The following is an 18,444-nucleotide window of genomic DNA, read 5'->3' as shown; positions in this document are numbered from 1 at the left end:
ATCGAGCCCGTCTGGTTCATCCTGCTGTCGCCCGTCTTCGCCGTGATGTGGACCCGGCTGGGCAACCGCGCACCGAGTACGCCGCGCAAGTTCGGCTACGGGGTGATCGGCATGGGTGCCGCATTCCTGCTCTTCCTGCCGACGGCTGGCACTACCGGCAAGGCCGTCCCCGCGTTGCTGATCGTCGGCGTCATGGCGGTCTTCGCGGTGTCGGAGCTGATGCTCTCGCCGATCGGCCTCGCGGTGACGACTCAACTGGCGCCGGAGGCCTTTCGCGCGCAGATGATGGCGCTGTACTTCTTCTCGGTCGGCCTGGGCACCTCGATGTCAGGCGTGCTGGCCGGGTACTACGACGCGGCCCACGAGTTCGCCTACTTCGGCATCATCGGCGCCGTGGCGATCGTGGCGGGCATCGTGGTTCTCGCCATCTCCGGCTGGGTAAGCAGTCTGATGGAAGGCGTGCACTGAGCAGCTGAGCCGCGTTGGCCGAGTTGTGACCTGTCGTAAACCGAATCCGTCCTGCAGCCGAGTGATGATGAGGAACGAGATCGCTCGCAATTGCGTCAAACAGGGTGATTGAGGGCCGGGTCGAAGGAGAACCACGATGGCAACCGCACTCGCATTGGATATCGGAGACTTGGGATTCGGCGACCACGACCCGCACGGCGTGGTGTCCGTGCACAACCTGGGATTCGGCCACTCGACGGCGGCGTGCTCTTGCGGCTGGGCGGGTCGCCGCAGGCGCCTCAAGGCGGCCGCCGCACAGGACGCCTGGGCGCACTCGATGCACGACAGGTGCTCGGTGTCGTCACCGCTGCTGATCGAGTGGTGACTCAGGTCTGCCCGGCGAAGATCTGAGCGAGCAGGTCGGGCTCCACGTTGCCGCCCGACAGGATCGTCACCGTCGGCCCCTGCGGTGTCTGCGCCGTCCGGTAACCCGCCAGCGCCACCGCGCCGCTTGGCTCGCTGACGAGGTGGGACCGTAACCCAATCTCGCGCACTGCTTCGCGAATGTCGTTCTCCGACACGGTAATCACCTCGTCGAGGACCTGCTGCAAGTGTGCGAAGGTGAGCTCGGACGGCTGCGATCGCAGGCCGTCGGCGATGGTGCGGTTGCGGTCCCCGATCGGCCAGTCGACTCGGTGCCCGGCGGCCAGACCCTGCGCGGTGTCGGCGGCGAGTTCGGGCTCGACGCCGATGACGCGGGCACTAGGGCACAGCGCCTTGATCGCGGTCCCGACGCCGGACGCCAGGCCACCACCGCTGACCGGGATCAGCACGGTCGCGACGTCGGGCAGGTCGTCGGCGATCTCCAGGCCGATGGTGCCCTGCCCGGCGATGATGTCCGGGTGGTCGAACGGCGGCACCAGCACGCCACCCGTGCGTGCCACCACCTCGTCGGCCACCTTCTCGCGCTGCCCGGCCGCGCACAACACCACCTCGGCGCCGTGGCTGCGGGTCGCCGCCACCTTCACACCAGGCGTCTCCTCGGGCATGACGATGGTCGCCGCAATGCCGAAGGCGGCGGCCGCGTAGGCGACGGCCTGAGCATGGTTCCCGCTGGAATAGGCGACCACGCCCCTGGCACGGGCCGCCTCGTCGAGCCGCCCGATCGCGTTGAACGCGCCACGGACCTTGAACGCTCCGATCGCCTGAAGGCTCTCCGGTTTGATCCACAGTGGTCGCGCGGGATCACCCCAGGGTGCGGGCAGCAGCGGGGTGCGGATGATGAAGGGACGGATCAGCTCCGCTGCGGCGCGGATGTCATCGATCGTGACCAGGTGCATGGCTCGAGTCTGTCAGGCGCGGCTCACCGACGAAGCGCGGTGAAACCGCTCTTCGACGTCCCCGCCGCCACCTCGAACCCGCGTCTGGTGAGCAGCTCGGTGAAGAGTTCCGCGCTCAGTTCGCTCTTCAACCGGGCGCCGTTCTCCCGGCAGAACACGCGGGCCTGCGGGGCTCACGCGGAGGATTTTAGCCAGCCGGGCGCCTGACCGAGCCGTTGCCGGGAACGGCGTGGCGATGCAAGGTGAGCTACGTGAGCGAACCCTTCTCGATGCCGATCGTGCCGCGCTACGCCGAGATCGACCAGCAGGGCGTGGTGTTCAACGGCCACTACCTCACCTGGTTCGACGAGGCGTGCACGGCGTTCTTCGACCACGTGGGCATGACGTACCCCGTGTTGGTGGCGCGAGGGCTCGACATCCAAGTGGTCCGCGCGGAGCTCGACTACCTCTCGCCGGTGCGCTGGCGGGATGCGGTTGGCGTCGGCGTGACATGCGTTGCGACCGGAACGACGAGCTTTACCCTTGCGTTCGACGTGACCCGGGTCGGCGAGGACGGCGAACGGGTGCTCGCCGTCAGGGGCCGCAACGTCTACGTGGTGGTCTCGACGCAGGATTGGATCAAGCGGGCGATACCCGACGAACTGCGTGTGGCGCTCACTTCCCTTGCGGGTCAACGCCTACCGATTGACGGTAGTGTCGGTCCATGAGCCACCAGCACGACCACGAACCGCACCGCGAACTTCCGCCAGGGATGGCTGAACAGCTCGACCTGCCGCACGCGGGGTTGGCGTCCTTCGGGCACCGACCGTTCCTCACCGAAACCGAGCAGCTCGAGTCGTGGCGGCCCGACGTGGCCATCGTCGGTGCACCGTTCGACATCGCGACCACGAACCGCCCAGGCGCGCGCTTCGGTCCCCGCGCGATCCGGGCCACCGCCTACGAACCCGGCACCTATCACATGGATCTCGGGCTGGAGATCTTCGACTGGCTCGAGGTGGTCGACTTCGGCGACGCGTACTGCCCACATGGTCAGACCGAGGTCTCGCACGCCAACATCAAGGAGCGGGTGCACGCGGTGGCGTCGCGCGGCATCGTGCCCGTCGTCCTCGGCGGGGACCACTCGATCACGTGGCCGTCGGCGACCGCGGTGGCCGACGTCCACGGCTACGGCAATGTCGGCATCGTCCACTTCGACGCCCACGCCGACACGGCCGACATCATCGAGGGCAACCTGGCCAGTCACGGCACGCCAATGCGTCGCCTGATCGAATCCGGCGCGGTGCCTGGCACCCATTTCGTACAGGTCGGTCTGCGCGGGTACTGGCCGCCGCAGGACACGTTCGAGTGGATGCAGGAACAGGGCATGGTTTGGCACACCATGCACGAGATCTGGGAGCGCGGCTTCAAGGCCGTCATGGTCGACGCGGTAGGCGAGGCACTTGCCAAGGCGGACAAGCTCTATCTGTCCGTCGACATCGACGTCCTCGACCCGGCGCACGCCCCGGGCACAGGAACCCCCGAGCCCGGCGGCATCACCAGCGTCGACCTACTCCGCATGGTGCGCCAGCTCTGCTACGAGCACGACGTCGCAGGAGTGGACGTGGTGGAGGTGGCGCCGGCCTACGACCACGCCGAACTGACCGTCAATGCCGCGCACCGGGTGGTGTTCGAGGCGCTCGCGGGCATGGCGGCCCGGCGCCGCGACGCGGCGGGCGGCCAGGTCGGTCCCCCTGCGCGGCCGCGGACCTAGGCACCAGGGGGACGATCCCGAGGGACAATGGAGTCGTGACCGGCGTTCTGTACTTCGACGGGGTGTGCGGGATGTGCACGCGCGCCCGCAACCTCCTGGTGCGGCTGGACCGGACCGGCGACCTGGACACCAGGCCCTTTCAGCAGGAGGGAACTGCGCAACTGCTCGGGGTTCCCGCCTCGAAGATGGTCGAGTCCTCGTGGTGGCTGGACTCGTCAGGAGCGGTGTACGCCGGTGCCGAAGCGATCAATGCGGCACTCTCCGCGGCGCTGGGCACCCGCCTGCCGCTGCGCATCTATCGACTACCGGGCATTCGGTGGCTGCAAGAAGCGGTGTATCGCTGGGTGGCCACGCATCGGTACCGCTTCCGCGGCGCGACGCCGTACTGCGAATTGCACCCGGTCGCCTGCTGAACTCGGTTTCAGCCCTTGTGCAGGGTCAACTGGCAGACATCGGAGTAGCCGTCGCGGAACAGGTCGGCACAGCCCGTCAGGTACTTCATGTACCTGTCGTAGACGACTTCGGACTGGACCGCGATGGCTTCGTCCTTGCGGGCCTCGAGTGCCGAGGCCCAGATGTCGAGGGTGCGGGCGTAGTGCAGGCGCAGCGGCTGCACCTTGGTGACCTCGAAGCCGACCTTGTTCGCGTAATCCTCGAGATTGGCCGCGTACGGCAGCTCACCGCCCGGGAAGATCTCGTCCATGATGAACTTGAAGAACTTGATCTTGGTCATCGTCATGGGCAGCCCGCGGCCCTCGATCTCCTCGCGACTCGGCTTGATGATGGTGTGCAGCATCATCAAGCCGTCGGCGGGCAGCGCCGCGTAGGCCATCTTGAAGAAGTCGTTCCAGCGGTCTCGACCGAAGTGCTCGAATGCGCCGATCGACACGATCCGGTCGACGGGCTCGTGGAACTGCTCCCAACCCTCCAGCAGCACTCGCCTGCTCCGGGAACTGTCCGACTTGGCAAGCAGCTCGGTGGCGTGGGCTTGTTGGTTCTTGCTCAGCGTGAGGCCGATAACGTTGACGTCGTACTTCTCCATGGCCCGATTCAGCGTCGCGCCCCAGCCGCAGCCCACGTCGAGCAGCGTCATGCCCGGCTCGAGGTCGAGCTTGCCGAGGGACAGGTCGATCTTGGCAATCTGCGCTTCTGCCAGCGTCATGTCATCGCGCTCGAAGTACGCGCAGCTGTAGGTCTGGGAGCAATCGAGGAACAGCCGGAAGAATTCGTCAGACAGGTCGTAGTGCGCCTGCACGTTTTCGAAGTGCGGCTTCAGGCCCTTGGTATCGCTCTTTGTTTCTGGCAAGTCACAGCCTTTGCGTCTGGGTATGAAAATCGTCTGAAGCTCCGCACGGCTGGGAGCCTCCCCCGTGTACGTCTGCGCAATTTACGCAGACTACCTGAGTCTCGAAGCCCTCAGCGAATCGGTCACCGCCCGGTAGGCCGGTGTCACCAACTCGTAGTCCCGGTGCTGACCTGGCCTCACAACCGATTCCGGCGTGACGTTGCTGGGCATTCTGTGAGTCTTCTGAGCGATTGTTTGCTAACACGCTGGTCCCTGGATCTCGGTACCGTGGTGGGCGTCGGTATGACTGCGCTTGCGGTATGGAGGGAGACCGATCATGACTGAGCCGGACGCATACGAAGCCGTCGACCCGGATGGCGACGGGCCGGTCCTGGATGCCGGCCAGATTGATGCCGACCAGATTGCGGTGACGAGCCACCTGGATGCAGACGAGGCCGATCTCATCGAACAGTTTCTCGAGGTGCCCGAAGACGTCGACGAGGCCACCGGCCGCTGATCGTGTGCGCGGTCAACCATGGGCCGGCCGCACGACGACGGTGTAGTCGATCTCTTCGCCGTCCTGGACGCAGCGGTGGATGCCGTTCTCGAGGAATCCGAACCCCCGCGCCAACGACAGGCTTCGCACGTTCCATGACTGGATCAGCGCCCTGACCGGCTTGGCCGGCTGCTGCCGACCGAGGTCGTCGAGCACCGCGTGCAGAAACGTGGTCCCGCGGCCGCTGCCGACGAACACCGGCGCCATCCCGACGCCGAGGTCGACGATTTCGTCGTCGGGCTCGACACCTGGCACTAAGGCCCCGCCGCCGACGCAGTAGAAGCCGATCAGCCTGCCGTCGTCGGCGGCGACCACGGCCCGGTAGCCGCCGGCCGCGGTCATGCCGTCGCCGTCCTCCAGGTCGTACACCGACCACCTGCCGGGATAGCGCCAGTGCGCGACGCACCGAGCGTCGGCGGGTGTCCAGGATCGCACCTCGAGTGCGTCGGGCCAGCCGGTCAAGTCAGCGTTCTCTCGGCAGCCACGTCGAACTCCACCACGGACGCGGAGATCATCGCCGCGCCCTGCTCGTCGGAGCGTCCGCTGCCTCGGAAAGCCTCGACCGTCGCTTGGGACTCCCAACGCTCGTAGACGTTGATTCGGCCGGGATCCAGTAGGTCGGCCGAGATGGCGAAGTCCACGCACCCAGCGGCCCCACGGGCCTGCCGGACCACCTCGACGCACGTGTTCAGGTAGTCGACACGTTCCTCCGGCTCGACCATCACGTGTCCGGCGACGACGACTTGAGCCATGATCTCTCCTCTTCGATGTGTACGTGCCTACCCGTTGTGACTCGGGTACGTCACGGATTCCATCGAGGGCTCTCACTTCGTTCCCGCCCTCCGGGTACGCCCATACCGCCACGACCACCCCACGGCACCGAGCAGCAGAACGGCGAGTGCCACCAGCCACGGCCACGCTCCGGCCCTGTGGACCCAGCCCGCCAGCGCGCCCTGGAACCGGCCGGCCGCGGCGATGACGGGGTCCCGCGGGTCCGCCCCCGCGTACAGGCGCAGTTCGAACCAGCCGTAGTAGGCGACGTAGGCGCCGACGAGAACGAGCAGGGCACCGCTGATTCGGTTGACGTAGGGCACGATTCGGCGCAGCCGGTCCACCAGACTCGAACCGGCCAGTGCGGCCGCCACCGCGAGCGTGCCGACGACGAGCGTCAGGCCTGCGGTGTACGCCAGCACCGCCGGTAGGCCGCCGCGCGCCGAGCCGACGCCGATCCCGGTGACCGCAAGAAACGGTCCTACCGTGCACGACAGAGACGCAAGCGCGTAGCTGATGCCGTACCCGAACATCGACCCGAGCGCGGCCGTGGGTCCCCAGCGTGTGCTGCGCGCCAGCGGATCTCGGATGGGGACCTTAACGTCGCGACCGCTCAGCTGCCAAACGCCCAGTGCGGCAAGCGCAATGCCGATCACCACGGTGGCGTACGGAACGTAGCGCTGAGCCGTGTTGGCGACCGACACCGCGAGGAACCCGAACGTGCCGAACACCGCGACGAACCCGAGCGCCATCGCCGCGGTGGCCGCCACCGCCCGGCCCAGCGCAGACATTCCGCCGGTTTCTGCACCCCGCACCACCAGGGTCAAATAGGCGGGCAACATGGCGAACCCACACGGGTTGAGCGCCGCCACCAGTCCGGCCCCGAAGGCAAGACCGAGACCATCGGGTCCCACGTCGTTGCCGACCTACCGGGTCAGCGCCGCCACCCGGTCCGCCAACTCTTGTTGCGGCATGGCGGAGGTCGGGTTGTTCACGAACGTCGAGCTGCCGTCGCGACGGTAGAACACGTAGGCCGGCTGCCACGGCACGTTGTAGCGCGCCCAGATGGAGCCGTCGGCGTCGTTGAGGTTGGTGAAGCCGAGGTGGTACTTGTCGACGAAGTTCTGCATGGCCCCGGTGTCGGAGCGAGCGGCAACCCCGACGAACGTCACCGCCGGGTTGGCGGCGGACACCGCGCTGACCGACGGCGCCTCCGCGTTGCAGAAGGGGCACCACGGCGTCCAGAACCACAGCACCGCGGGTTTGCCGGCGAGGCTCGAACCGTCGAACGGCTGGCCCGCAAGAGTGGTCCCGGTGAACTGTTGGCGGTCATCGGCAAGTGCCGTCGGTGGACTTCCCAGCACGAGGGCGGCGATTCCGGCAACCATCGCCAGGACCAACCACCCGCGCAGTCGAAACCTCGCAGCGGACATCGCGTCATCTCCCTACCGGATCGGACTGGAGCAGCCATCCATGACACGAATCGGCGGGCCGTCGGGTTCACCGGGTGGGTGGTCAGTTCTCCCGTGGCAGAAGTTCGGCGGCGAACCGGTCGATGAACCCGTCGATGTCGTTCTCGCCAACGGGACGGATCACGAACTTGGTCAACCCGGCCGTCAGGTACTCGTCGATTCTGCGGTGCAACTGCGGCCAACCGTCGGCGACGAGTTCTTCCGGATCGACATCGGGCCTGCGCCGTCGCACGGCGCTGATCAGCTCGGCAGGCAATCCGCCGTCGCTCACCGCGAGGTTGATCCCGAAGTGATCGGGTTCGATTGCGCGGCCTGCCTCTGCGGCGGCCTCCTCGATCTGCTCGCGGCCACGCCGTGCCTCGGCCGGGGTGAGGAAGCTGCCGAGCCACCCGTCGGCGAGCCGACCGATGCGCAGGAACCCCGCGGGCGCTGCCCCGCCAAGCCAAATGTCCAGCGGCCGGTCGGGTCGCGGTGCGACGGCCGCCGACGTCACGTTGAAGAAGTCACCCGAGAATGGGGAGTCGGATTCGAGGCTCGAGCGCAGCAGCCGCAACGATTCGTCGAACACCGCGGCGCGTTGCCCGTCGGGTACCACGAAGATCTCCCGTTCGGCCGGTATGGCGGAACGCAGGCCGAACACGGGGAGCACCCGCCGCGGCGCCAGCGCGGCCAGCGAGGCCAGTTGCTTGGCCACCAGCACCGGATGACGACCTGGCAACACCACCACCGACGTCCCGACCTTGAGCTTGCGCGTGCGGGCCAGGGCGTACGCCATCCCGACGAACGGATCGACCGCCGGCGAGTACACCAGCTCGGAGAACCACAACGAATCGATGCCAAGCGCCTCGAGGCGGTCGATGACGTCGGGCAGCATCGCGGGTCCGGTGTTCGCGCCGAGACCGACGCCGAACCGCACCTTCATCGCCGGAGATCCGCTCGGATCCGGGTTCGCGCGTTGCGGGCCACTGACTTCCGCGTAATCGCGCCCGCTCAAGTCGGTCACCCCTGACAGTTAACGCCATATTCGCTCTGGTGGCATTGCCGCACCGATAATGTGACCGACAACGGCCAATCGCAGGCCAATCGCACCCACGACGGGATCACATGACGGCGAATCTCCGATGGTATGCGGCCGTGGCCGTGTCGGCGCTGCTGATGGCGGGTTGTATGGGCGAGCCGTCGCCATCCCGCTCGTCCAGCGCTCCGGCGACCACGACGAGCGCCGCGGCCGAGAAGGACATCGACCCGGCGGTCGCCGGGCGCCTCGACACCGCGATCAACGACGCGATGAAGGCCGTCAACGTGCCTGGCGCGATCGTGGGACTGTGGGGACCCGACGGCCGGTACGTCCGCGCGTTCGGGGTCGCCGACAAGGCCACCGGCGCGCCGATGAAGCCCGACTTCTATCACCGGATCGGCAGCGTCACGAAGACCTTCACGATCACCGGGGTGCTGCAGCTTGTCGACGCCGGCAAGGTGAAGCTCGACGATCCGATCGCCAAGTACGTCGACGGCGTGCCGAAGGGCGACCAGATCACCCTGCGTCAGCTCGCCAGGATGCAGAGCGGTCTGCACAACTACAGCGCCACCGAGGGCTTCGCGAAGGCGCTGTTCGGCGATCCGAAGCGCCCGTTCACGCCGCGGGAACTGCTCGACTTCGCCTTCGCCGAGCCCAACGACTTCGAGCCAGGCCAGGGCTTCGAGTACTGCAACACCAACACGATCCTGCTCGGCCTGACAGTGGAGAAGGTCAGCGGGCAAACGCTGCCCGACTACGTCCGCGACCACATCCTGACGCCGTTGAAGTTGAGCCACACCAGCTTTCCGACCGACAACGCATTCCCTGAGCCGCACGCGCAGGGCTACACCCTCGGCATGGACGACAAGGACGTCACCGCCACGGACTGGAATCCGAGTTGGGGGTGGGCCGCCGGGGCGATGATCTCGACGTTGGACGACATGCGCATCTGGGCGGACGCCCTGGCCCTGGGAACGTTGCTCACGCCGGAGACGCAGAGGCAACGTCTCGAGACGGTCAACGCGCCGCCGCTGCCGCCTCAGGACGGCTACGGGCTGGGCATCTTCGATCTGGCCGGCTGGGTCGGGCACAACGGCAGCCTGCCCGGCTACCAGACGGTGGTGGTTCACCTCGCGGAGAAGCAGATGACGCTGGTGATCATGAGCAACACCGACACACCGGCCGGCGGCGGCGAACCCAGCACGGCTCTCGCGAACGCGATCACCAAGGTCGTCAGCCCCGATCACGTGTACAGCCTCAGCCCCGAGGTCCAGGCGCCACCGACGACCACCAAGCCACGCTGAACGCCCCGAAGGTCCACCCGCAGACGACGACGAAAGAGGGCCGAGTGACCCATCGAACGAACCTCGTCAGGGCGGGGGTCATCGCCGCCGCCGCAGCATCGGACTGCGCGCTGGCGCCAATGCCCATGGCCAACGCCGACAACCCCGACCTGGTTGGCACGTGGATCGGGCACCGCGAGCGCATCGCGAGCACCGAGGGCTACCGCAACGGGGAAGCGACGCTGACCGTCGCCGAGCAGTCGGGCTGGACGTTCAAGGGCTCCCTCAGCCGGACGACGCCGGAGGGCGATGTCTCGGACCCGCTGGTCGGGGCATTCACCCCGGACGGCACGATCATCTCCGGCGCCGACGACGAGGGGACGCACACGTTCACGCTCGTCGACCCGCTCACCCTCGACTACTGCTACGCCGAGCACGGCGCTGGTTACCGCACCACCAGCGCGCGACTGCAGAAGCAGCTGTAGACGTGGAAGCTTCCGTGACGGTCACGATGGCGGCACCCGCGCAGCAGATCTGGGATCTGGTCGCCGACGTCCGCAACACCGGCAAGTTCTCCCCCGAGGTCATGGAGGCCGAATGGCTCGATGGCGCAACGGGACCCGCCCTGGCGCGAGGTTCCGCGGCCACGTCAAGCGCAACGAGATCGGCCCGGTGTACTGGACGATCTGCCGGGTGACGGCGTGCGAACCCGGCAGCGAGTTCGGCTTCGAGGTGCTCCTCGGCGAGCGGCCGGTGAACAACTGGCACTACCGCTTCGCCCCGGTGGACGGCGGCACCGACGTCACCGAGTCGTTCCGGATGACCGAGGGCCTGTTCACCACCCTGTTCGGGCTGTTCGGCGGTCAGCTTCGACAACGACGCAACGTCCGCGACATGCGCAAGACGCTGGAGCGAATCAAGGCCGTCGTGGAAGCCTGAGCCGGCCCCCGCCGCGGGTCAGTTGAAGCCGACGCCGAAGATCGGGATCCAGAGACCGAACAGCCAGATCCCCCACTGCCGGGGACCGTCGTTCCACACCGGGTTCACGTTGTAGCCCCAGTAGTTGATGTTCTGCGGAAGCGGACCACCGTTCCATTGCAGCGGTGGCGGCGGACCCCAACCCCAGGGCGGGGGGCCGTTGCGGTCGTCCCACCACTCGTGGCGATTGCCGGCCCACCACGGGCCCTTGTCCCAGCCCCCGTTGTTCCACGACCCGTTCTCCCACGGCCCTTTGTCGTGGCCGCGACCGGAATTGCCGTTGCACACCGGCGGACAGAAGTCGTCGTTCCCGTGTCCCGGTTTCAGCGGGACCGGCGCGGCCGGTGTCGCCGTCGCCACTCCTGCACCCATGCCGGCCGAGCCGAAGCCCAACCCGCCAACGATCATGGCGGTGGCCACGACCTTGATCAGCTTCATCGTGTCACTCCTACCCGGTGACGTTTGACTTGGGTGGGTACCCACCTGCTTCGACGTCCAAACGGTCACCTTGATTCCTGCACCCCTGATGTGACCCCTACTTCCGCTATCGGTGTCCACGGCGGTTGCGTTACCGGCCGATCGAAGTCGACACGCTAGCGTCGACTCAATGGTTGACGACGGGCGATCGGTGCCACCCTTCGCCACTCGCGGCGTGCTCGGCATCGCAGGCGTGGCCACACCCCTGCATTGTGCGGCAACGGCATTCGGGGCCGGCTACTGACCGCGTTGAGGTTGCCGGCGGTCCTGGCCACGGCAGGTGCGGTGGTCGTGGCGGGGCTGATCGCCCGCGAACTCGGATGTGACCGTCGCGCACAGGTTTTCACCGCTGCGGCCCAGGCCACCGGCTTGTGGTCGACCTTGGCGGGGCACTGGTTGACGCCGTATTCACTGGAACCAGTGCAATGGATGTTGCTGGTGTGGTTACTGATTCGATGGCAACGGGTGCGTGACGATCGTTTGCTCCTCGTGCTCGGTGTGGTGATCGGGATCGCCGCCATGACCAAGTTCCAGGTGATGCTGCTGTGTCTGGTGTTGCTCGTGGCGATCGCCGTCTGTGGCCCGCGGGGACCTGCTCGGCCGCCCGCCGCTCTGGGCGGGGGCGGCACTCGCGGTGCTGGTCGCCGCGCCGACCCTGATCTGGCAGTACCTGCACGGGTGGCCACAGCTGCGCATGACGCCCGTCGTCGCGGGTGAGGCCGAGGCCCTGTACGGGGCCGCACGGGCATCGCCGACGCCTACCACGCGCTGCCCTCCGCGCAGCGGGGCCGGACCGTCATCATCGGCGAGTCCTACATCGTGGCGGCGTTGCTCGACGGCGTCGCCCCGAAGTACCACCTGCCGACCTGATACAGCACCAGCCGCAGCTACGGCTACTTCCCGCCGCCACCCCCCGACCACGACGTGGTGCTCTACGTCGGAGCTGAGCCGGACCGGCTGCGGCCATACTTCAGCGACGCCCGCCGGGTCGCCGACGTCGGCGATGACACGCACGCCTTCGTCCTCACTGGCCAACAGGTGCCGTGGACCGTGTTGTGGCCCCATCTGCGGACGTTGAGGGTGTCCTGAATTCGGCTCCGCCGCAGTGTCCCGTTTGGTAGAACAGGTTCTAGTTTCCGCCGCGAATACGAAGGAGCGTCTCCATGGGGTCTTCGACGAGTAGATGGTCACGCGAGGAGATCGAGGAGACGTTTCAACATCACCAGCAGGTGGTCGTCGAGATCGGCGAGTCGTGGGACTGGTCCCGGTACGGCGACCTGTTCACCGAGGACGCCACCTACGTCGAGCACGTCTATGGCAAGATGACCGGCCGCGAACAGATCCGTGAGTGGATCACCAAGACGATGAGCGTCTTCCCCGGCAGCGAGATGCCGTTCTACCCCGTGACGTGGTACTCCATCGACGTTGAAAAGGGCTGGGTGTTCAGCGAAATCATGAATCGGATGAAGGATCCCGGCGACGGCAGCATCATCGAGCGGCCGTGCATCACCATCCTTCGGTACGGCGGCAACGGTCAGTGGCACAACGAGGAAGACGCGTACAACCCGATGAACTTCCTGCCGATGGTGCAGGAGTACGTCCAGCGCAGCCAGAAGCTTGGAACGCTCTCCGATGACGCCCGCGTGTTCGCCAAGAACATGAACTGGGAACTGGCTTAACGGAATACGAAGTCGTCCGGATTGGGCTTGCGGGTCCACGCCCAGTAGTCGACGAGCCGCCATGGGCTGAGCGTGTACACCTCGCCGTGCGCATTCTTGTAGAACGAATGCTCGATCGACGGCTGCGACCACACCATCTTGCGCATCTCGTCCTGGCTGCGGCGCACCCAATCGTCGCTTCTGTCCTGACGGGGTTCCATCGACTCATGCCCTGAGGCGATCAGGTGCTCGAGACACTGTGTGATGTAACGCATCTGGCACTCGGAGTGAAAAATCAGGCTTCCGCCGCTCGCCAGGTTGGTGCCGGGGCCGTACTTGCAGAAGAAGTTCGGATAGCTGGGCACCGTGATGCCGAGGTAGGCGGACGGTCGTTCGCCCCACCGTTCGCCGAGGGCTTCACCGTCGCGCCCCACGACCGCCATCGGCCACAGCACCTTGTTGGCCTCGAACCCGGTGGCGTAGGCGATGACGTCGGCGGGATGGCGCACGCCGTCCTCGGTCACCACGGCGTCCGGCTCGATGCGGGAGATGGGCGTGCGGACCGACTCGACGTCGTCGCGCGTCAGGGTGCGCAACCAGCTGCCGTTGTCCTGCAGCGTGCGCTTGCCCGTCGCGGGATAGTCCGGCATCACCTTGGCCAGCAGGTCCGAGTCGTCGCCGACCTGGCTGGTGATCCACTCGGTGAACATCATTCGGGTGATCTCGTTGATCTCGCTGACGGCACGCTGCTGATCCGGGTAGTCCGGGTCCACCCTGGCCGCTGCCAACCCCTTGTCGCAGCCGGGCCAGAACAACAGGAACCGGTACCACCGCCCGTAGAACGGCAGGTGTCGCAGCGCCCACCGCACGCCTGGTCCCACCTCGGCGTGGTAGTTCGGGTTGGGGAACATCCACTGCGCGGTGCGCTGAAACACGGTCAGGTGTGCGACGTCGGCCGCGATGGCGGGCGCGATCTGAAACCCACTGGCGCCAGCGCCGATCAGGGCGACGCGCAATCCACGCAGATCCACCGAGTGGTCCCATTCCGCGGAGTGGAAAGCCGGCCCGGCGAAGTCGTGCTGACCCGGGATCGTCGGGACGTGCGGCCGGTTGAGTTGGCCGACGGCGCTGATGATCGCCCGCGCGGTCAGCGAGGACTGCGTGCCGTCTCGGCCGCGCGTCGCAACCGTCCATGTCGCAGTGGTCTCATCCCACCGCGCTCCGGTCACCTCGGTCTCCCAGTGCACGTGCGGCCCGATGTCGTGCCTGTCAAGCACGCCCTGGAAGTACGCCTGCAGTTCGGGGGCCTCGGCGAAGAACTGCGTCCAATGATCACTCGGTTCGAAGCTGTAGCAGTAGAAGTGGTTCCCGACGTCCACCCGAGCGCCCGGGTAGGAGTTCTGATACCAGGTGCCGCCGACGCCGGCGTTCTTCTCCATGATCGTGAACGGGATGCCCGCCTCCTTGAGCCGGATGCCTGCGAGTAGCCCCGACTCACCGCAACCGATGACGATGACGTGTTGGTCCGTACGGGCCGAGGTGTCCGGCGTTGCGGCTTCGGAGGGTTTCCCGGCTCGTTCGTCGACGCCGTCAAGCTCCATCTCCTCGAGCAGCATCGGGACGTATTCGTCGGGGACCGGCTCGCAGACCAGCCACTCCATCATCTCCTTCAGCAACGCCGGTCCGACGGGTTCGGGTTCCGGGCAGCCGCGGTCGCGGTAGTCGGCGATCACCTCGAGTGCGATCTTGCGAACGGCCGACTTGTCCTCGTCGGACATGTAGCCCTGTACCTCGTTGAGGAAGAGCCCGGCCGGCTTCAGCGCACCCCGGATCAGCGTCGGATCCGCAGACATGTGCACCAGCGACAGCATCAACGTCGGGATACTGACGTCCAGCAACGCGTCGGCGATCTGCTCGTCGGAGGACGTAAACAGTTGCCCTGCATGTGGGTTGCGCACCAATTGGTGCTATCACGGCGCAACGACGGCGCGCAGGTCAACGGCGGAACGCGCGCCCTGGTTGGGGCGCCCGTCGACGGGGTATCACCTGTCGGTGACGCACGACGACGACGACACCGATGACGCGTTGACTCGGCGGCCGGCGGGCGCGGAGGACGACACGATCGAAGCGGTCGGCCAGTTGTCGGAGGCGCTCGAATTCGTCGAACGCGCGCGCGGGGACCTCTACTCGTTCCACCAACTGATCGGACACGCCGATCGAATCCTCGGCGAAGCCTGCGACAAGTTGCGGGCCGCGGGACACGCCGCCACGGCCGATCGGCTGGAGACCGAACTCGTCGGCCGCAACGTCCTGCACGGCCGCTGGACGTTCCAGGTCGTGGAGGAGTTCGACGACGGCTACTGGACCGAGTTCCGCGATCACGAACGTCGGGTCCGCGAGGAGCTGCAGCGGGGCGAGCGGCACGTGTTGGAGGCGACGATGAAGGAGCAGCGTCGAACCCATGGCCGGATCGGGCACGAGGGCCGGCCCTGAGGCCATTAGGCTCGGCCACATCACGTTCTCGACGATGAGGTGATGCGGCGTGGGTATCTCGACACGGGTCAACGGCGCCATGCCGCCCGACGTTCCGCTGTCCGAGATCAACCTCGGCGCCTGGGAATTCTGGGCGCAGGACGACGATCTGCGCGAAGGAGCCTTCGCCACGCTGCGCCACCAGGCGCCGATCTCGTGGCAGCCGTCGTTCGTCCTGGCGGCCGAACCGGGCGCAGGCCATTGGGCGCTCACCCGCTACCACGACGTCTTCCACGCCAGCCGGCACCCCGAGATCTTCAGTTCCAGCCTGGGCATCACCATCGGTGATCAGACGCCCGAGCTCGCCGAGTACTTCGGTTCGATGATCGCGATGGACGATCCACGGCACACCCGGCTGCGCAACATCGTGCGCAGCGCCTTCACGCCGCGGGTGCTCGCGCGCATCGAAGACTCGGTGCGGGACCGGGCGCGGCGACTGGTGACCGCGATGGTGGCCGACCATCCCGATGGCAGAGCCGAATTGGTCACCGAACTGGCCGGTCCCCTTCCGCTGCAGATCATCTGCGACATGATGGGCATCCCCGAGGACGACCACCTGAAGGTCTTCCAGTGGACGAACGTGCTCCTCGGCTTCGGCGACCCGGACATCACCACTGACTTCGACGAGTTCGTCCGGGTTGCCATGGACATCGGTGCCTACGCCAAGGCATTGGCCGACGACCGAAGGGCCAACGCCGGCGATGACCTCACCACGAGTCTGGTGCAGGCGGAACTCGACGGCGAGCGACTCACCTCGGGTGAGGTCGCGTCGTTCTTCATCCTGCTGGTGGTGGCAGGCAACGAGACCACCCGCAACGCGATCACCCACGGCGTGCTGGCCCTGAGCCGATACCCCGAACAGCGCGACGACTGGTGGAACCACTACGACGAGGTGGCACCGACGGCCGTCGAGGAGATCGTCCGCTGGGCATCACCCGTGTCGTACATGCGCCGCACCGTCACCCGCGACACCGAGCTGAGCGGGGTGACAATGAGCGAGGGCGACAAGGTCACGCTGTGGTACGGCTCGGCGAACCGCGACGAGTCGAAGTTCGCCGACCCGTGGACGTTCGACGTGCGGCGCCATCCCAACCCGCACGTGGGCTTCGGCGGCGGCGGCGCGCACTTCTGCCTTGGGGCCAACCTGGCCCGTCGCGAGATCACGGTGATCTTCGAGGAACTGCACCGACGGATACCCGACCTCGGCGCGACCGAGGAACCCGATCGTCTGCAGTCGGCGTTCATCCACGGCATCAAGCGGCTGCCGGTCGCGTGGACGCCCTAGCGCCTCAGAATGAGCAGCTGCCAGGGTGCGCTTGTCCGATGGGGGCTATGTCTGGGAGTGGGCTGGCCCCGATCGGCGACAGGGCGTCCAGCATGAGCGCGACGTAGCGGCGCCAGCCGTCGCCTTCGGACTCCATGCACGCCAGGAGCGACGCGAGCATCCCCATGATTCTGTGGATGTCGTCGGGGACGACATCGGCGCGGATGACACCGGCCTGTTGTCCGCGGTGGGTGAGCAGGGTCAGCGAGTCGAGGAATGGGGCGGTGAGCTCCGTGGTGAGGGCGCCGGAGTTGTGCGCGGCCGCCAAGGTGTTCCGCTCGCTGGCCACCAGGGACAACGTTGCCTCCATCAAGGTGGCCAGACCGCTCTTGGGGTCGTCGTCGCTGAGTGCCTGCTCGATGGCTGGCGCGAGTTGCTCGGTGATGCCCTGCTCTAGGGCCGCCCTGAGGAGTTCCTCCTTGTTGGGAAAGCGGCGGTAGAGCGTCGCGATACCCACGTCGGCCCGGCGGGCGATGTCGTCGAGGGTGGCGTCGGGACCGGTTTCGGCATAGACCTCCCGCGCGGCGCGCGCGATCCTCTCGGAGTTGCGCGCGGCGTCGGCGCGCAGCCGGCGCGTGCCATCGGTGAGCATGGGCACACAGTAGCAAGCGATAGTTGACTATCGCTAAGCGGTGGGGTTTGCTTTGAGTCAGTGAACCGATAGCCGGGTATCGGTTATGCCGGCACCCGCATGCCCAGTGATTAAGGAGACGTGGCAGATGACGGAAACTCTCGGACTCATCGGCAGCGGGATGATCGGCAGCGCGCTAGCCCGCCTCGCCGTTGCTGCCGGCCTGGACGTCGTCGTGAGTAACTCCCGTGGTCCCGAGACCCTCGACGCCCTCGTCGCCGAACTCGGCTTGCAGGCGCGCGCGGCCACACCGGCGGAAGCCGCCAAGGCAGGCGACCTGGTCGTGGCGACCATCCCGCTCAACGCCTACCACCGGCTCTGCGCGGCCGAGTTGGCCGGCAAGACCGTGATCGACACGATGAACTACTACCCGCAACGCGACGGCTACATCACCGAGTTGGACACCGGCGAGCTGACCAGCAGCGCGCTGGTGCAGCGGCACCTGGCCGAATCCCGGGTGGTCAAGGCGTTCAACAACATCGACTTCCGCCGCCTGTTCACCCTCGCCCTGCCATACGGCGCACCCGACCGCAGTGCCCTGCCCATCGCCGGTGACGACTGCGCCGCCAAGATCGAAGTAGCCGAGCTTCTGAACGACCTCGGCTACGACGCGGCCGACATCGGCGCCCTCGCCGACAGCTGGCGCAGCGAACCCGGCACCCCGGTCTACTCGCAGCCGTACTTCCCGGGGCAACCCCCCGAGGGCGCCAGCCCGCACGAGACGTTTCGCTGGTTCTTCGAGACTCCGGGAGTCGCGGTATCCGCCTGCCGCGTCAAGGAACTCACCGAGAGCACGGTGCGCGGTCCAGCCGGCGGGCAGCTTCCCAAGGAAGCGCTGGCAGCGGGATTCGGCGTTGACAAGCCGTCACGGCGTCTGTCTGCCTAGGCCGCTCCGCCCTGCTGTGCGGCACAGAGGTCGGCC

General features: G+C 67.0%; 24 protein-coding genes and 1 pseudogene. 15 read left to right on the top strand and 10 right to left on the bottom strand.

Features of this window, described 5'->3' with window-relative positions:
* Both QOC69_RS15675 and QOC69_RS15670 read left to right on the top strand, forming a co-directional pair.
* On the top strand, window positions 1–468 hold a 468-nt coding region (locus QOC69_RS15675), incomplete at its 5' end, for a POT-type proton-dependent oligopeptide transporter (RefSeq protein WP_526441077.1).
* A gap of 136 nt (window positions 469–604) precedes the next feature.
* Window positions 605–832, top strand: coding sequence for a hypothetical protein (locus QOC69_RS15670; protein WP_526441075.1), 228 nt, complete (start codon window positions 605–607; stop codon window positions 830–832).
* A gap of 1 nt (window position 833) precedes the next feature.
* On the opposite strand, the gene QOC69_RS15665 is transcribed toward QOC69_RS15670, so the two are convergent.
* On the bottom strand, window positions 834–1,787 hold the full coding sequence (locus tag QOC69_RS15665) for a threonine ammonia-lyase (RefSeq protein WP_526441073.1): 954 nt from the start codon (window positions 1,785–1,787) through the stop codon (window positions 834–836).
* A gap of 269 nt (window positions 1,788–2,056) precedes the next feature.
* On the opposite strand from QOC69_RS15665, the gene QOC69_RS15660 reads away from it, so the two are divergent.
* From QOC69_RS15660 to QOC69_RS15650, 3 genes are read left to right on the top strand one after another with little or no spacing between them, the layout of a single operon-like run.
* The gene (locus tag QOC69_RS15660) at window positions 2,057–2,494 is read left to right on the top strand and encodes an acyl-CoA thioesterase (RefSeq protein WP_526441085.1); all 438 of its coding nucleotides are present in this window, start codon (window positions 2,057–2,059) and stop codon (window positions 2,492–2,494) included.
* Window positions 2,491–3,537, top strand: a complete 1,047-nt coding sequence (gene speB, locus QOC69_RS15655; protein ID WP_526441070.1) for an agmatinase — start codon at window positions 2,491–2,493, stop codon at window positions 3,535–3,537. Before QOC69_RS15660 ends, speB begins: the two co-directional genes overlap by 4 nt.
* Window positions 3,538–3,572: 35 nt before the next feature.
* Window positions 3,573–3,950: a thiol-disulfide oxidoreductase DCC family protein gene (locus QOC69_RS15650; RefSeq protein ID WP_526441068.1), complete on the top strand. Its 378-nt coding sequence runs from the start codon at window positions 3,573–3,575 to the stop codon at window positions 3,948–3,950.
* A gap of 8 nt (window positions 3,951–3,958) precedes the next feature.
* On the opposite strand, the gene QOC69_RS15645 is transcribed toward QOC69_RS15650, so the two are convergent.
* Window positions 3,959–4,843 carry a cyclopropane mycolic acid synthase family methyltransferase gene (locus QOC69_RS15645; RefSeq protein WP_526441066.1) on the bottom strand — a complete coding sequence of 295 codons (885 nt, stop codon included), beginning with the start codon at window positions 4,841–4,843 and terminating at the stop codon, window positions 3,959–3,961.
* Window positions 4,844–5,159: 316 nt separating this feature from the next.
* Between QOC69_RS15645 and QOC69_RS15640 the strand changes: the two genes are divergently transcribed.
* Window positions 5,160–5,339, top strand: a complete 180-nt coding sequence (locus QOC69_RS15640) for a hypothetical protein (RefSeq protein WP_526441064.1) — start codon at window positions 5,160–5,162, stop codon at window positions 5,337–5,339.
* 12 nt (window positions 5,340–5,351) lie between these two features.
* On the opposite strand, the gene QOC69_RS15635 is transcribed toward QOC69_RS15640, so the two are convergent.
* The 5 genes from QOC69_RS15635 to QOC69_RS15615 form a co-directional block, all read right to left on the bottom strand.
* Window positions 5,352–5,840 carry a GNAT family N-acetyltransferase gene (locus QOC69_RS15635; RefSeq protein ID WP_526441062.1) on the bottom strand — a complete coding sequence of 163 codons (489 nt, stop codon included), beginning with the start codon at window positions 5,838–5,840 and terminating at the stop codon, window positions 5,352–5,354.
* Window positions 5,837–6,130 carry a putative quinol monooxygenase gene (locus QOC69_RS15630; protein WP_526441060.1) on the bottom strand — a complete coding sequence of 98 codons (294 nt, stop codon included), beginning with the start codon at window positions 6,128–6,130 and terminating at the stop codon, window positions 5,837–5,839. The genes QOC69_RS15635 and QOC69_RS15630 overlap by 4 nt, the downstream gene beginning before the upstream one ends.
* 72 nt (window positions 6,131–6,202) lie before the next feature.
* Window positions 6,203–7,063 carry a cytochrome c biogenesis CcdA family protein gene (locus tag QOC69_RS15625; RefSeq protein ID WP_526441058.1) on the bottom strand — a complete coding sequence of 287 codons (861 nt, stop codon included), beginning with the start codon at window positions 7,061–7,063 and terminating at the stop codon, window positions 6,203–6,205.
* A gap of 12 nt (window positions 7,064–7,075) precedes the next feature.
* Window positions 7,076–7,537 (bottom strand): protein disulfide oxidoreductase, encoded by a 462-nt coding sequence (locus tag QOC69_RS15620; RefSeq protein WP_526441083.1) that lies wholly within the window; start codon window positions 7,535–7,537, stop codon window positions 7,076–7,078.
* 127 nt (window positions 7,538–7,664) lie between these two features.
* A complete protein-coding gene (locus QOC69_RS15615; protein WP_526441081.1) occupies window positions 7,665–8,543 on the bottom strand; it encodes a TIGR03854 family LLM class F420-dependent oxidoreductase in 879 nt (292 codons plus the stop codon).
* A 245-nt stretch (window positions 8,544–8,788) separates the two neighbouring features.
* Here QOC69_RS15615 and QOC69_RS15610 point away from each other — a divergent pair, with 245 nt between their 5' ends.
* From QOC69_RS15610 to QOC69_RS15600, 3 genes and pseudogenes are all read left to right on the top strand, one after another.
* Window positions 8,789–9,943 carry a serine hydrolase domain-containing protein gene (locus QOC69_RS15610; protein WP_526441079.1) on the top strand — a complete coding sequence of 385 codons (1,155 nt, stop codon included), beginning with the start codon at window positions 8,789–8,791 and terminating at the stop codon, window positions 9,941–9,943.
* A 44-nt stretch (window positions 9,944–9,987) separates the two neighbouring features.
* On the top strand, window positions 9,988–10,407 hold the full coding sequence (locus tag QOC69_RS15605) for a hypothetical protein (protein ID WP_526441056.1): 420 nt from the start codon (window positions 9,988–9,990) through the stop codon (window positions 10,405–10,407).
* A gap of 26 nt (window positions 10,408–10,433) precedes the next feature.
* Window positions 10,434–10,795: pseudogene (locus tag QOC69_RS15600) on the top strand (SRPBCC family protein); the annotation flags it as partial.
* An 84-nt stretch (window positions 10,796–10,879) separates the two neighbouring features.
* On the opposite strand, the gene QOC69_RS15595 reads toward QOC69_RS15600, so the two are convergent.
* On the bottom strand, window positions 10,880–11,338 hold the full coding sequence (locus tag QOC69_RS15595) for a hypothetical protein (protein ID WP_526441054.1): 459 nt from the start codon (window positions 11,336–11,338) through the stop codon (window positions 10,880–10,882).
* A 288-nt stretch (window positions 11,339–11,626) separates the two neighbouring features.
* Here QOC69_RS15595 and QOC69_RS15590 point away from each other — a divergent pair, with 288 nt between their 5' ends.
* The 3 genes from QOC69_RS15590 to QOC69_RS15580 all read left to right on the top strand — a co-directional run bounded on the left by QOC69_RS15590 (window position 11,627) and on the right by QOC69_RS15580 (window position 13,056).
* Entirely contained in the window at window positions 11,627–12,094 is a 468-nt protein-coding gene (locus QOC69_RS15590) for a glycosyltransferase family 39 protein (protein ID WP_526441052.1), read from the top strand.
* A gap of 210 nt (window positions 12,095–12,304) precedes the next feature.
* Window positions 12,305–12,466 (top strand): hypothetical protein, encoded by a 162-nt coding sequence (locus QOC69_RS15585; protein ID WP_526441050.1) that lies wholly within the window; start codon window positions 12,305–12,307, stop codon window positions 12,464–12,466.
* A 74-nt stretch (window positions 12,467–12,540) separates the two neighbouring features.
* The gene (locus QOC69_RS15580; RefSeq protein ID WP_526441048.1) at window positions 12,541–13,056 is read left to right on the top strand and encodes a nuclear transport factor 2-like protein; all 516 of its coding nucleotides are present in this window, start codon (window positions 12,541–12,543) and stop codon (window positions 13,054–13,056) included.
* Here QOC69_RS15580 and QOC69_RS15575 read toward each other — a convergent pair.
* A complete protein-coding gene (locus tag QOC69_RS15575) occupies window positions 13,053–14,993 on the bottom strand; it encodes a flavin-containing monooxygenase (protein ID WP_526441045.1) in 1,941 nt (646 codons plus the stop codon). The two genes, QOC69_RS15580 and QOC69_RS15575, sit on opposite strands and share 4 nt — an antisense overlap.
* A gap of 94 nt (window positions 14,994–15,087) precedes the next feature.
* On the opposite strand from QOC69_RS15575, the gene QOC69_RS15570 reads away from it, so the two are divergent.
* Together QOC69_RS15570 and QOC69_RS15565 are read left to right on the top strand one after the other, a co-directional pair.
* Window positions 15,088–15,528, top strand: a complete 441-nt coding sequence (locus QOC69_RS15570) for a hypothetical protein (RefSeq protein WP_526441043.1) — start codon at window positions 15,088–15,090, stop codon at window positions 15,526–15,528.
* Window positions 15,529–15,577: 49 nt separating this feature from the next.
* Window positions 15,578–16,852 (top strand): cytochrome P450, encoded by a 1,275-nt coding sequence (locus QOC69_RS15565; RefSeq protein ID WP_526441041.1) that lies wholly within the window; start codon window positions 15,578–15,580, stop codon window positions 16,850–16,852.
* A gap of 4 nt (window positions 16,853–16,856) precedes the next feature.
* Here the strand turns inward: QOC69_RS15565 and QOC69_RS15560 are convergent, their stop codons facing one another.
* Window positions 16,857–17,483, bottom strand: a complete 627-nt coding sequence (locus QOC69_RS15560; protein WP_526441039.1) for a TetR/AcrR family transcriptional regulator — start codon at window positions 17,481–17,483, stop codon at window positions 16,857–16,859.
* 127 nt (window positions 17,484–17,610) lie between these two features.
* Here QOC69_RS15560 and QOC69_RS15555 point away from each other — a divergent pair, with 127 nt between their 5' ends.
* Entirely contained in the window at window positions 17,611–18,408 is a 798-nt protein-coding gene (locus QOC69_RS15555; protein WP_526441037.1) for an NADPH-dependent F420 reductase, read from the top strand.
* Window positions 18,409–18,444: the final 36 nt, after the last annotated feature.

The organism is Mycobacterium sp. (assembly GCF_032162105.1).
Classification (GTDB): Bacteria; Actinomycetota; Actinomycetes; order Mycobacteriales; family Mycobacteriaceae; genus Mycobacterium.
The sequence above is the reverse complement of the archived record's forward strand: the minus strand, read 5'-3'. Positions and strand labels throughout refer to the sequence as shown.